This is a genomic window from Prevotella sp. P6B1 (genome assembly GCF_000702825.1).
Taxonomy (GTDB): domain Bacteria; phylum Bacteroidota; class Bacteroidia; order Bacteroidales; family Bacteroidaceae; genus Prevotella.
Genome location: NZ_JNKF01000014.1, coordinates 167,153 through 180,382, shown reverse-complemented (window position 1 = coordinate 180,382; position 13,230 = coordinate 167,153). Strand labels below are relative to the sequence as shown.

The window sequence follows — 13,230 nt, the reverse complement described above, 5'->3', positions numbered from 1 at the left end:
CTGCTTTTTTTACGAATTTTGGTGCAAAGTTAGCTTATTTTTTCCATTTCTCAAATAAAAACACTACTTTTGCACAAAAATTATTCAAAAACAGCTAAAGAAAGATGATTTCGTTTGTGTTGAGTCTTGCGGCTCTTGTGATGGGCTACCTGTTCTACGGTAAACTCGTAGAGCGTGTATTTGGCCCAGATGATCGTGTGACGCCCGCCGTAGCGAAGGCCGACGGACTGGATTACATCGTGTTGCCCTCGTGGAAGATCTTTATGATTCAGTTCCTGAACATTGCTGGAACAGGACCTATCTTCGGTGCTATCATGGGTGCCAAGTTTGGTCCGGTGGCCTATCTGTGGATTGTGTTCGGCTGTATCTTTGCCGGCGCTACTCACGATTATTTCTCTGGTATGCTGTCTATGCGCCACGATGGTGCCGGACTGCCCGAGATGATCGGTAAATATCTGGGCAAGACCACCAAGAACATCATGTTGGTATTCACCGTGCTGCTGCTGATTATGGTAGGAACGGTGTTTGTTTACAGCCCTGCTGAGATTCTGCATTCTATCGGCGGTGAGACGATGATGTGGGTAGCCATTATTTTCTGCTACTACATCATTGCTACTATGCTACCTATCGATAAGATTATTGGTAAGGTATATCCACTCTTCGCCTTCTCGCTGCTGTTTATGGCAGGTGCGCTGATGGTGTGGCTGTTCCTGCATTGGCCCACAGTGCCTGAGCTTTGGAACAGTTTCTATAATTTGGGTGCTGCTACCGAGCCTGATACCTGGAAGGATAACATCTTCCCAGCCCTCTTTATCACGGTGGCCTGTGGTGCTATCTCTGGTTTCCACGCTACCCAGAGCCCGCTGATGGGGCGCTGCGTCAAGAGCGAGAAGATGGGCCGCCCTATTTTCTATGGCGCCATGATTACCGAGGGTATTGTAGCGCTTATCTGGGCTACGGTATCATCGTGGTTCTTCTATGGTAATCCAGCACCTGGCTACGAACTCATCGAACAGGCTACAACTGGATTCCATACATCGGCACCAGCAGTTGTCAACTTGGTATGCAACGATTGGCTGGGTGTGGTTGGTGCTATCCTCGCCATGTTGGGTGTGGTTGCTGCGCCTATCACTTCGGGTGATACAGCTTTCCGTTCTGGCCGACTGATTGTGGCCGAGTGGTTGAAGATGGACCAACGTCCCATCCCCAAGCGTTTGATGATCTGCGTCCCCATGTTTGCTTGCTCTATCGCGATGTTGATCTGGCAGATCGAGAATCCTGATGGTTTCAACACCATCTGGCAGTACTTCGGCTGGAGCAATCAGGCACTCAGCGTATTCACGCTCTGGACCATCACCGTTTATCTGGTTCGCAACAAGAAGTGTTTCTGGCTTACGCTGATTCCTGCCTTGTTTATGACAACGGTTTGCTCTACCTACTTCTTCGTTTCGAAACAGATGTTAGGTCTTGGTAACGATGGCTATATCTACGGCATCGTCTGCCTGATAATTGCTATCGCCTGGTTTGTATTATGGTATAAAAAGAATAAAAACTAAAACGGATGATTATGAAAAAACTTATGATGGCAGCCATCGCCTTAATGATGGCAATCGGTGCTCAGGCACAGTATCTGAACGATTCGGAAAAGGTTTTCAGCCAGGGTAAGTTCTATGTAGGAGCTTCGGCCTCAGGCGCCAGTCTGAGCTATCATAAGGGTAGCGACTGGAATCTAAACTTGCAGGCTAAGGCGGGCTATCTGATTGCCGACGACTGGATGGTGGTAGGTCAGTTGGGCTATGACGCTCAGACCGATATGCCTGATGTCGTACAGCTAGGTGCTGGTTTACGCTATTATTTCGAGAGTTGCGGACTGTACGCAGGTGCTACAGCCAAATATGCCAAGTGCGACGACTTCAGCGATTTCCGTCCTGAGCTGAGTGTAGGCTATGCTTACTTCCTGACAGGCAAACTGACTGTTGAGCCTGAGGTGTATTATGAGCACAGTACCAAGGATTCTAACTATTCAGGTTTCGGAGTGCGCATAGGATTTGGACTTTATTTTTAATTAGTAATATAAATATGTTAAGTGTTGATGAATTGGTTGACAGACTGATAGATCTGTCGTTTGCCGAAGATATAGGCGATGGCGACCATACTACCCTGTGCTGCATCCCTGAGGATGCGATGGGTAAGAGCCATCTGCTGATTAAGGAAGATGGTATCTTGGCAGGTGTAGAAATCGCTAAAGAGGTGTTCCACCGTTTCGACCCCACCATGCAGGTTGAGGTGCTGATGCAGGATGGAACCCGCGTGAAGAAAGGTGATATCGCGATGATTGTTTCAGGAAAGATTCGTTCGCTGCTCCAGACAGAGCGTCTGATGCTGAACATCATGCAGCGCATGAGTGGTATCGCTACGATGACCGATAAGTATGTGAAGCGTCTGGAGGGCACCAATACCCGTGTGCTCGACACCCGCAAGACCACACCTGGTATGCGTATGCTCGAGAAGCAGGCCGTTAAGATTGGTGGAGGTTGTAATCACCGTATCGGCTTGTTCGATATGATTCTGCTGAAGGATAATCACGTCGACTTTGCTGGTGGTATCACCAACGCCATCGACCGTTGCCACAAGTACCTCGAAGAGAAGGGCCTGAACCTGAAGATTGAGATCGAGGTGCGCTCGTTCGACGAGCTGCAGCAGGTGCTCGATCATGGTGGTGTGGACCGTATCATGCTCGACAACTTCAGCGTGCCCGATACCAAGAAGGCGGTTGAGATTATCAACCATCGTTATGAGACGGAATCGAGTGGTGGTATCACCTTCGACACCATCCGCGATTATGCTGAGCAGGGTGTTGATTTCATCAGCGTTGGTGCGCTTACACACTCTGTTAAGGGACTCGACATGTCGTTTAAGGCTTGTGACTAATATATAATAAGGTATATGAAAAGAAAACTGATACTAGCAATTTCGCTGATGGCCGTGATGGATGCATCGGCATGTACAAACTTTATCGTTGGCAAGAAAGCCAGCGCCGACGGCTCGGTGTTTGTCACCTATAATGCCGACTCGTACGGCGCATTTATGCCCCTCTATCACTATCCCGCTGCCAAGCATCAGCCTGGCGATATGCGTAAGGTGTACGAGTGGGATACCAACAAGTATCTGGGCGAGATAGCTGAGGCTGCCGAGACCTATAATGTGATTGGTAACTCTAACGAGTGGCAGGTAACTATCGGTGAGACTACCTTTGGTGGTCGCCACGAGATGGCCGACTCAACAGGTGTCATCGACTATGGTTCACTCATCTACATCGCCCTGCAGCGTTCTAAGACCGCTCGCGAGGCCCTGCAGATTATGACATCGCTCGTAGAGCAGTATGGTTACTACTCTGAGGGTGAGACCTTCTCTGTAGCAGATAAGGACGAGGCCTGGATGCTGGAGATGATGGGTTGCGGTCCTGATCGCGAAAAGTCGAAGGAGCGCACCGTTTGGGTGGCTATCCGCATTCCTGATAATGCTGTAGCAGCTCACGCCAACCAGAGCCGCATCACCAAGTTCCTTGATGGTCGCTACACCCGTGTGAAGATGAAGGACCTGTTCAGCAAGAAGTATGCGCTCAATGCCAAGAAGCCTATCACCAACCTGATGCTCTGCTCAGACAATGTAGTGAGCTACGCACGCACTATGGGCTGGTTTGATGGTAAGGATGCCGACTTCAGCTACAACGCAGCCTACGCTGCCCCTGATTTCTCTGGTCGCCGCTACTGCGAGGCTCGTGTATGGAGCTTCTTCAATCGCTTTGCCGACGATTTCTCTGAGTATGTGCCTTACGCAGCCGGTAAGGAGCAGAACGCCAAGGAGATGCCCCTCTGGATTATCCCCAACAAGAAGGTGACTATTCAGGATCTGCGCGATGCCATGCGCGATCACGATGAGGGCACACCATTCGCCCTCGATACCAATATCGGTGGCGGAATCTACCAGATGCCTTATCGTCCATCACCACTCTCATTCAAGGTGGGCGAGCAGGAGGTGTTCAACGAGCGCCCCATCTCAACCCAGCAGACCGCTTGGAGTTTCATCTCACAGATGCGTAGCTGGATGCCCCGCGAGGTAGGCGCCTGCTTCTGGTTTGGTAACGACGATGGCAACATGGTGGCTTACACCCCCATGTACTCTTGCATCACACGTCGCCCCAAGTGCTTTACTGAGGAAGGTGCCGACGATGTCACTTTCTCGATGGACAACGCTTTCTGGGTATGCAACTGGGTGAGTAACATGGTCTATCCCCGCTACTCGATGATGTTCCCATCGCTCAAGGAGGTGCGCGACTCGCTCGATGCCTCTTACGACAAGCTGCAGCCTGAGATCGAGGCTAAGGCACTCGCATTGCCTACTGCTGAGGAGCGTGTGAAATTCCTCACCAACTACAGCTGTCAGAAGGGCGACGAGATGATTGCCCGTTGGCAGAAACTGGCCTTCTTCCTGATTGTGAAGTTCAACGATATGGCCATTAAGCCAACAGATGCCAACGGCACTTTCCTGCGCACACCTTATGGCAATGGTGCCCGTGTGGTTCGTCCAGGATTCCCAGAGCAGTATGCCCGCGATCTGCTGAAGCAGACAGGCGATAAATATCTTGTACCAGTGGAGGAGAAGAAATGAGCACATTGAAAGCCGCACTTTTCGACCTCGACGGTGTAGTATTCGACACAGAACCCCAGTATACTATTTTCTGGGGTTCTCAGTGTCGTCTCTATCATCCTGAGCGCCCAGGATTGGAGCACGAAATCAAAGGACAGACACTCACGCAGATCTATGATCAGTGGTTCAGTGGCCCTTTGCTTTCAGAGCAGCCCATCATCACTGAGCGCCTGAACAACTACGAGAGCCAGATGCACTACGACTATATCGAAGGCTTCGAGCGCCTGATAGCCGATCTGCACGCCCATGGCGTGAAGACAGCTGTCGTCACCAGCTCTAATCTGCCCAAGATGCAGGCTGTGTATCGCTATCAACCAACCTTCCAGCAGCTTTTCGATGCCATCCTCACCTCTGAGGATTTCGAGCGTTCGAAACCCGATCCCGATTGCTATCTGAAAGCTGCCGAACGCTTAGGTGCTCAAACCGATGAGTGCATCGTGTTTGAGGATAGTTTCAATGGCCTCCGCTCTGGCAAGGCTGCCAAGATGAAGGTTGTTGGATTGACTACCACTAATCCGGCAGATTCAATCCGCGCATTGTCCGACATCCAGATATCCGATTATCGGTATATGGACTTTAACCAACTTTCCTCTCTACTTTAGGGAATTCCCCCTCATGGTTTATGGATTTTCCTTTGTAGGAGTTCACTAAATTATCTAACTTTGCAATATCAAAAAATAATCGAATGTCTAACAAAAGAAATAGAAAGGGTACAGTTATGAAGAAGCTCTACACAACACTGATGATGGCAATGATGGGATTGATGACACTGTCGTTCACCTCTTGCGAAACCGATGAAGAAATCGCCTGCGATCTCGAAGGAACATGGGTAGGTAACATGTCGATAGCCGATAATTTTGGTGAGTCGTATGTTGAGTCAGAAATCACATTCCTCCGTTATCCCAGCTCATATACAGAAGGTAATGGTCTCTGGGCCGACTACTATGGACCCAACGACTACGAGGTATATCGTTTTACATGGTACGTTGAGTACGGTACTGTTTATATCCTCTTTGAGGACAACGCCCGTGTAGAGATCCGCAACTACTCATTGACCTCAAACCGGTTCCGTGGCCGCTTCTGGGATGGCGACAAGGAAGTAAGCTTCGAGTTGCATAATTCTACTCGTAGGTCTGCCGACTATTACAACTGGGGAGGCACTCATTATCACACCCGCGGTATGATTGATGCCCCTGCCGTTGAGGCTCGCCCCACACATCCCCGCATTAAGTAACAGATCTCATAAACAAAAAGAAATAGCCTCCAGCTGATGGAGGCTATTTCTTTTGTTATTTCTCTTGCAGCCAGTATTCTGAGATGCCGTTGACAGTGCGGCGCTTGAATCCGAACTTATAGTTGTTCATCGCCCTGCCAAGCACTCTGGGCGTGTTCACCTTGGCGTCGAAGTAAGCGTATTTCGCATCCAGGTAGGCGTGCAGTTCGCTCGCCTTCCACCATCGGCCCTCATTGCCGTTGGGCTTGGCAAAGCTGTCTTCGATCATATCCAGCAGATCAACAGTCTTCTGGAAAGGCTCGTTCTCCGCTATCAGCTCCTTGATCTCCTCATCGTCTAGCCAGAAGCGCTCCTTATTATTAAATAGGTGGAGCGCCTGAGCAAACAGCTGCTCGTGGTCTACATTGTCGGTATAGTCGATATTCTGGTCCTTGGGTATGCTCACGCAGACAAATCGGCGCGATCCCGTCTGATCTACCAGTGGCTGCTGCTCGTTGGTGGTGCCGATGAACGAGGTGTAGCGACGGAACAGCTTGATGGTCTTGCCGTAGGGTGGGCGGAATTTCACTTCGCTCGACGATAGCAGGTATTTCAGCACAATCTGCTGCGACTTGGTGGTCTTGTCGAACTCGTCGAGATTGATGAGGGCAAACATCGTCAGCGCGATATTCAGGTCGAACTCATTCTTGAAGTTCAGCTTGTCGTTGTAGTAGTCGCGCAGTTCCGGAGGCAGGATGATTTTGCAGAATCGCGTCTTTCCGCAGCCTTGGCGACCTATCAATAGCGGTGTTAACGCATTGCCAGTCAGCTGCTTGTCGCTCTCGCGCCATTGCGCCACCATACCCGTCAGCCAGTATCTCAGGTACTTGGGCCAATGTGGCTGAGTGGTTGGCACGCGGGCTGCCAGGTCGGCTATATGGTCGTGCCCGTCCCATTCGGGCAAGTGGTCGAGCCAGGTGTTCACAGGGTCGTATTGCTCAATGCGGGTCGAGTCGATAAAGCGGTTCACGTCCTGGTCCCACGACTTCAGTCCCTGTTCGCGCGCCTCGATGGTCATATCGTTGCGCACCTCCTCAGTCAGAGGTTTGAAGGTCTGATCCTCAGCATATTTCATACGATATTCTGCCACGCCGGTCATCAGGTTTTTTCGCATGTCGTAGTTGGCAGTCAGGAATATCTCTGTTCGCATCGTCTGTAGCGTCTCCTGAGGCACACTCTTCAGCGGCTTTATTTTGTGCTGCTTGCGATAGTCCTCCATCAGCGGTATCTCGTAGGTGGTGGCGAATACGCTCTTCACCAGGTCGGGATCGTTGTGGAAGAGCGGGTGCTCCAGCGTCATGCCCTGGGCGTGGGATAGGGGAATGCCCTGCTCGAGCGACTTGCGGGCTATCTGCTGCAACAGCTGCATCTGGCGCTCCTCGTCAGGCAGGTCGAAGTACTCGCCCAGCACCTCGCGCAGAATGAACAACCAGTTGAAGTGATACGTTCGTGTGATGGTTCGGCCTGGCATCAGCCTGTCGCTTTCGTACGATATTTTGGTAGGCTCTGGCTGGTCGTGTTTGTCTGCATCAGCCTTGAATGGTCGTGCCTCCGGGTTGAAGTACATCTCAGGGTCGGCACTCAGATAGACGGTGCGCTCCACAGTAGGCTCCAAGTAGGCAATGTCGATGCCCAACTGGTTCTGATAAGCCCTGCGTGCCGTCTCGTACAGGTTCTTATGAAACTGTCTGATCTCCTCGTCTCGCTGTGGCAGCGTGGTGCTTGTCGACTGGTAATCCCCATACAGCTCACCTCTGCACACTATCTTCACGCTCATGCCCGATGCGCCTAAAAAGGCCATCAGCGTTTCGTCCATCCTCGCAGCCTGATTGCGGATGCTTGTGGCCTCCTCGTAGGTCTTCAGTCCGTTCACTTCTATCACTACCAGTCCGTTGTACCTCAGTCCCTTCTGCTTCTCTTTGTAGTTCATGCATTCCGCAGCAAAGAGGATACGGGGCAGATTCACCGTGTGTTGCTGGTCGTCCACCATGATTTGTCCGTCGTTTATCCGCTGTGGCTTCAGGAACTTGTAGTTCAGTCGCAAGTTGAACACGTTTTGTGCGATGGGGCTGTTTTTGATCATCTCAGCCATTTCCGACAGCTCCAGACGGTTTATGACTTCCTTCTTTCTCGATAGTTTTAATAAAGTAATCTTCATATCTTTAGAGTTATTATTGATTGATTTTAGCGCAAATATACGAAGAAAAATGTCTTTTCCCAAATGCAAAATTTACAAATACCCCATTTAATCCTACCAAACGCCATTTAACTGTCAGATTTATAATTATTTAACCGATTTTTCAATCCTACCAATAATCCACTTTTAATCCTACAAATACACTACATTAATCCTACCAATATTGCCGTATTTTGTTCCCAACGTGGGAATTTTTGGTTCCCAACGTGGGAATTACCAGTTCCCTTACGGGGAACTATTTGTAACCTTACGGGAAACTGGTGCAAAAGTTATGCTTTACTTTTTCCGTGATTGCTCCATTCTAGTAGGATTAAGGTAGGATTAAAGTAGGATTAAAGTAGGATTTTAGTAGGGTTGTTAGTAGGATTAAATTTTAGTGTAAGTATCTGTAATAGAGTTGGATAATGTAGGTTTAGTAGGATTAAACAGCATTTTTGTATTTCCTGCGCCAAAAATATTTCTTTCTCAAGCTATATCTTCCGAACAGTTTCGAGTCATTTTCTCTAAAATCCAGCATGAAAAACAATTTTTCCTCCAAATATGCTGATATTCACCAAAAAAGTACTATCTTTGCAAGCAAGTACTGGCTAATGGAGCAGTAGGCCTTATTCATCCTCTCCCTATTGGGAGAGGATTTTCTGTAGATGTAAAGTAATGTAGCACCCTCTCAATTCCTACTTTGAGGGAAACCATCGGTTTCCAGCCTAATTGTTGGATGGCTGATGTGTCTAAAGCTGTGCGGCGATAGGCACAATAGCCTTTCTGTTCACACTCCGATACTACCACCTGAATCGTTGTATTCTTGCTTGATGCCGCCAATAGTTGTGCCAAATTCCTGATGCTGATGGGCTCCGTTTCGTTAGCGAGGTTATAAGCCTTTGCCGTTTGGCCATGAAAGAGCACAGTGAACATACCTACGACGGCATCTGAGATATAAAGGAACGCCCGAACAGCCTCACCACTGCTTTTCAGCACAATGTCACGACCAGCCACAACGTCGCCCATCAGGTCGGCCATCACCCTTCCGTCATTTTCTAGTGTCATCGTAGGGCCATACGAATGGGCAATACGAATAGCATTAAAGTTCACACCATATTGCAGATAATAACTCTTCAGTAACGTCTCTGCAGCCCGTTTGCTCTCAGGATAGCACGATCTGTCGTCCAAAGGGTTGAGTGTGCCAAAAGTCTGCTCATCCAAGCGTTCTGCCTCCTCGTTTTTGCCATAGACCTCACGTGTAGAGGCAAAAATCACCTTCTTCGTCTGACAATCGCGTGCATACTCCAGCACATTCATCGTGCCCAGCAGATTGCATTTCATGATGCCCACAGGATCCGTATTGATATAATGCGGACTGGCGTTCCCTGCTAGATGGAAAACGTAGTCCACCTTTCCCTCATAGGCGATAGGATCGCAAACATCCTGAATCAGAAAATGGAAATAAGGCTTACCCACATACGAGCCAAAATATTGCTCAGCTTTCTGGCGATTCCTGCAAAGCGCTACTATAGAGACATGAATACCTGCATGCTCATGCAGATAGAGCAACAGCCAAGTGACATATGAGGCCAACATACCTGTAGCCCCTGTCACGAGGATAGTCTTCCCGTCAAGCTCTCGCCAAGGCAGACGAGCCTCACTCATCCTCTGCAGATCTTCTATAATAACCATTCTTTTCAATGTTCAAAATCCAAATACAGCACTTTCTTCCCTTGATTCTATGATAGCCTTGAACATAAAGTAGTCAGCAGGTGTCGTAATCTTGATATTCTCGATCGTGCCTAAAATCGTATGCAACTCATAACCATAATGGTTCATCATCGAACAGGTATCCACAAAATCATGCCTATCCTCTGCCAATGCCTTCTGATGGGCCTCCAGCACATCTTTCAGTACAAAACATTGTGGTGCTCTCGCTATCAGAACGCTATTGCGATCAGGCACCTCCAGCGAACCGTCAGCTTTCTTCGTGACGATGGTCTCCATCGCTGGTACACAAACAATACAGTTTCCTTTCTCCTTGGCCACTTCAATACACTCAATAATGGTTTTCTCCATCGCCAAGGGGCGCACACCGTCGTGTATCAGCACCATCGAATCCTCTGGATAATGTTGCTTGGCGCATACCAGTCCATGATAAATGGAGTCTTGTCCTTTGCTGCCACCAGGTACGATATCTATGACTTTATTCAAGTCATATTTCTCCACCTGACGACGCAGATAAGGTATCCAGTCTTCCAAGCATACCACCACGATGGCATCAACCTCCTGGATATGCTGAAACACCTCGATGGTATAGACTACGATAGGTTTCCCCCGAAACTCAAAAAACTGCTTGGGGCGACTATGATAATTAAGTCTGTTCCCTTGCCCTCCTGCAAAAATTACTGCTATGTTCATATCTTTTAGGGTATTTTTATTGGATAATCATTCTGCCATGTCACCGTCTTGCCATTCAGGAAGTCTGCCATCTTCTGTGCGATGTCCTTCGCCGCATGGCCTGTTTCGTTCAGTCCCATTCTCAAGGTGAAGGCATCCCACTTCTTCAGATAGTCCTCCATATCGAAAGCCTTCACGTTTTTCTCCATCTCGTCGTTGTTCTTGGCGTAAGGGAAAGGTAGTTCTTCCATTTCGTAATACACGCCACGCTCCTCATATTTATAATGATTGAAGTCTGTAGCGTATGTAAAACAGGGAATCCGCCTCAGAGCTGCATCAAAGATACAACTCGAATAGTCGCTCACCATCACGTCCGTCGCCATCAGCAGCCGCTGCATATCCTGATAGTCGGTCACATCCATCACATCCGGATGCGTCTCCTGATAGCCCTTGGCATAGAGGCGCAGCTTAGGATGGAATCTGATGAGCATCGTCCACTCGCTACCAAATTTATTCGTCAGCGTTTTTTTCAGACGTTGTATATCCATATCATATACATTCATGTCGATGTGCTGTTCCTGACTAAAACGATGTCGCCAAGTAGGAGCATAGAGCAACACTTTATGATCAGAAGGAATGCCTAAGTCCTTGCGCGCTTTCATACCCTCCTCAGGATTATTCTGCACCAACATATCGTTCTTCGGATAGCCGCATTTCCAGATAGGCCCATGATAATTGAATGTCCTGCGATAGATCACCGACAGATGGTCGGAGTTAGAGATATATACATTCGCCATATCCGAAGCATTCTTCTGGAAGAGGTTCTTTGCTCTATCTGTCGCACATTCACCAATCATATCACCTTCCACTTTTTTGATGCCCAGTCCCCCATGCCATGTTTCCACGTATAACTGCCCCTTTCGCTTCACAAAGTAATCAGGTTCGCACCAGTTGTTTGTCCAGATCTTAGCCGTCGCATGCTCATATAGCCATTGCCAACTGTGCCATTTAACTGGTCGCATCCATGTAGGTAGTTCGTATTCATATTTGGGATCCTTCACCCAAACGATATCCAAATCAGGAATAAGCTTATGAAGCTCCTCCATGATATACTTCTGGTTATCGTCATAGCACATGCCACCTAAAACACAAACCAAAACCTTATTCTTCTTTATCGGAAATATGCGCAATAGGTAGAACAAACAAACTATTGTCACTGCTCCCACAGGCCTCAGCACTGGCCTTGTCATCTTCCATATCCGTTGTTTAATATTCATTCCTAACTTAGTTTGACAGCAAAAGTATAAAACTTATATTTTGCTTTATCCAAAAAGCATTATTTGCCCATTTTTGCTCAATGCAGAAAGCATACTTGGACGCAAATATACAAAGATTACATGAAACCAACAAGTATTTATGCAAATATTTTAGCCAATCTCTTCAAGTCACATATAATTATCGAGGGATGCTCCAGCCTTCTTGCAACCTTCTTCAAATTCCAGACCATCTTCACAGCCCAAGGAGAAGAGACGCTCAATAGCCATCTGTCCATTAACGTGAGTTGGGAGGTTTGTTTAAGCAATTTCTTTGTTTCAATAGCATACGGATGATTTGCGCTACTTCGGAAGCCATTAGTAGAAATAGTTTCATAGAAAAAATAACGTCTTTGTTTCGCCTTTGCCTTCTCTACAATCTTTTGAGGCAGATGTCCTTCTACTATTCTGTCTGCCATTTTTGTCAGCGACAACATATAATCAAGATTTAGAATGAAAGTATGACGTCTTGACTTAGGATGCTCTCTCAGATAATATACTGACTTCTTAAACAATTTCACGGGCCTTCTATTCTCAACTGCCAACTCAAGATTCATCAGATAATCCTGTGCTCTTTTGATGTTTTTTGACTCATTCAATGTATTTTCAGTAAATAGCCTCCTATTATATAATTTTGCCCATGGCCCAGCAGAAAGTTCCCTACCATATTGCATCTCAAGAAATTTTTCATAAGAGAGGAAACTTGGCAAATCAGAACGTCCTGAATAACCTTTTCCAGCACTTCCAAATACAATGTCAACTCCTTCTGAGTCTGAAACAAGCATAAGTATTGCGTCATCACGCATATAGTAATCGTCTGAATCCATAAATGTTATCCACTCACCAGTACATTCTACCACACCTTTCCGTCTAGCAGAGGTTACCCCATGATTATCTTGGCTGTAGTATTTTACATTGGGCAGAAGCTCATATTTCTTGCATATCTCGCCAGAACCATCCGTACTCCCATCATTCACAAGAACCAATTCTATATTCTTATAGGTCTGCACCAGAATGGACTGAATACATTCTTCCACGTATTCAGCCGTATTATATACAGGCACGATGATGCTGACTAATGGCTGAGGGTGATTCCCGAATGTCGGATGAAACAACGTATGAATCTCCTCTTGGTGATTTTTATTCATTTTTATTCTATTTTATTCTTCTTTATTCTCTTTTATTCTTCTCGGTTTCAAATATACAAACAATTCGTAAATATAACAAGAAATCATACAATTATTTTATCATTAAAAAACTACTTGAGTACAAAGTCGTTGCAAAATATGGAGGGATTTAAATCCTAATGATAAACTTCTTTTGGAAAGAATACATCTTAATTGCTCTCTTACTAGATA

Annotated in this window: 11 protein-coding genes; 6 read left to right on the top strand and 5 right to left on the bottom strand. The window is 47.3% G+C overall.

Translation table 11 applies throughout. The features are described from left to right. Nucleotides 1-104: 104 nt before the first annotated feature. From T495_RS0111650 to T495_RS0111625, 6 genes are all read left to right on the top strand, one after another. Nucleotides 105-1,556, top strand: coding sequence for a carbon starvation protein A (locus tag T495_RS0111650; protein ID WP_033148787.1), 1,452 nt, complete (start codon nucleotides 105-107; stop codon nucleotides 1,554-1,556). An 11-nt stretch (nucleotides 1,557-1,567) separates the two neighbouring features. Continuing rightward, nucleotides 1,568-2,065: an outer membrane beta-barrel protein gene (locus T495_RS0111645; RefSeq protein ID WP_081773306.1), complete on the top strand. Its 498-nt coding sequence runs from the start codon at nucleotides 1,568-1,570 to the stop codon at nucleotides 2,063-2,065. A 14-nt stretch (nucleotides 2,066-2,079) separates the two neighbouring features. After that, entirely contained in the window at nucleotides 2,080-2,931 is an 852-nt protein-coding gene (gene nadC, locus T495_RS0111640; protein ID WP_028903461.1) for a carboxylating nicotinate-nucleotide diphosphorylase, read from the top strand. 15 nt (nucleotides 2,932-2,946) lie between these two features. Then, entirely contained in the window at nucleotides 2,947-4,671 is a 1,725-nt protein-coding gene (locus T495_RS0111635) for a C69 family dipeptidase (protein ID WP_033148786.1), read from the top strand. Further along, entirely contained in the window at nucleotides 4,668-5,312 is a 645-nt protein-coding gene (locus T495_RS0111630) for an HAD family phosphatase (protein ID WP_033148785.1), read from the top strand. The genes T495_RS0111635 and T495_RS0111630 overlap by 4 nt, the downstream gene beginning before the upstream one ends. A 116-nt stretch (nucleotides 5,313-5,428) precedes the next feature. After that, nucleotides 5,429-5,944: a hypothetical protein gene (locus tag T495_RS0111625; RefSeq protein WP_155993624.1), complete on the top strand. Its 516-nt coding sequence runs from the start codon at nucleotides 5,429-5,431 to the stop codon at nucleotides 5,942-5,944. A gap of 55 nt (nucleotides 5,945-5,999) precedes the next feature. Here the strand turns inward: T495_RS0111625 and T495_RS0111620 are convergent, their stop codons facing one another. The 5 genes from T495_RS0111620 to T495_RS15315 all read right to left on the bottom strand — a co-directional run bounded on the left by T495_RS0111620 (nucleotide 6,000) and on the right by T495_RS15315 (nucleotide 13,020). Beyond that, nucleotides 6,000-8,141, bottom strand: coding sequence for a VapE domain-containing protein (locus T495_RS0111620; protein ID WP_033148783.1), 2,142 nt, complete (start codon nucleotides 8,139-8,141; stop codon nucleotides 6,000-6,002). Between the two features lie 648 nt (nucleotides 8,142-8,789). Next, nucleotides 8,790-9,851, bottom strand: a complete 1,062-nt coding sequence (locus tag T495_RS0111615; RefSeq protein WP_033148782.1) for an NAD-dependent epimerase/dehydratase family protein — start codon at nucleotides 9,849-9,851, stop codon at nucleotides 8,790-8,792. A gap of 12 nt (nucleotides 9,852-9,863) precedes the next feature. Then, nucleotides 9,864-10,580, bottom strand: coding sequence for a 2-C-methyl-D-erythritol 4-phosphate cytidylyltransferase (locus T495_RS0111610; RefSeq protein ID WP_033148781.1), 717 nt, complete (start codon nucleotides 10,578-10,580; stop codon nucleotides 9,864-9,866). A gap of 5 nt (nucleotides 10,581-10,585) precedes the next feature. Further along, nucleotides 10,586-11,716: a CDP-glycerol glycerophosphotransferase family protein gene (locus T495_RS15320; protein WP_197020392.1), complete on the bottom strand. Its 1,131-nt coding sequence runs from the start codon at nucleotides 11,714-11,716 to the stop codon at nucleotides 10,586-10,588. Between the two features lie 257 nt (nucleotides 11,717-11,973). Then, nucleotides 11,974-13,020 carry a glycosyltransferase family 2 protein gene (locus T495_RS15315; RefSeq protein ID WP_051523049.1) on the bottom strand — a complete coding sequence of 349 codons (1,047 nt, stop codon included), beginning with the start codon at nucleotides 13,018-13,020 and terminating at the stop codon, nucleotides 11,974-11,976. Nucleotides 13,021-13,230 lie beyond the last annotated feature (210 nt).

Bases quoted from the DNA above. Each gene is read 5' to 3' on its own strand.
- T495_RS0111645 (WP_081773306.1), top strand. From the start codon at position 1,568: ATGAAAAAACTTATGATGGCAGCCATCGCCTTAATGATGGCAATCGGT.
- T495_RS0111625 (WP_155993624.1), top strand. From the start codon at position 5,429: ATGAAGAAGCTCTACACAACACTGATGATGGCAATGATGGGATTGATG.
- T495_RS15315 (WP_051523049.1), bottom strand. From the start codon at position 13,020: ATGAATAAAAATCACCAAGAGGAGATTCATACGTTGTTTCATCCGACA.
- T495_RS0111650 (WP_033148787.1), top strand. From the start codon at position 105: ATGATTTCGTTTGTGTTGAGTCTTGCGGCTCTTGTGATGGGCTACCTG.
- T495_RS0111610 (WP_033148781.1), bottom strand. From the start codon at position 10,580: ATGAACATAGCAGTAATTTTTGCAGGAGGGCAAGGGAACAGACTTAAT.
- T495_RS0111635 (WP_033148786.1), top strand. From the start codon at position 2,947: ATGAAAAGAAAACTGATACTAGCAATTTCGCTGATGGCCGTGATGGAT.
- T495_RS0111615 (WP_033148782.1), bottom strand. From the start codon at position 9,851: ATGGTTATTATAGAAGATCTGCAGAGGATGAGTGAGGCTCGTCTGCCT.
- T495_RS0111630 (WP_033148785.1), top strand. From the start codon at position 4,668: ATGAGCACATTGAAAGCCGCACTTTTCGACCTCGACGGTGTAGTATTC.
- T495_RS0111620 (WP_033148783.1), bottom strand. From the start codon at position 8,141: ATGAAGATTACTTTATTAAAACTATCGAGAAAGAAGGAAGTCATAAAC.
- nadC (WP_028903461.1), top strand. From the start codon at position 2,080: ATGTTAAGTGTTGATGAATTGGTTGACAGACTGATAGATCTGTCGTTT.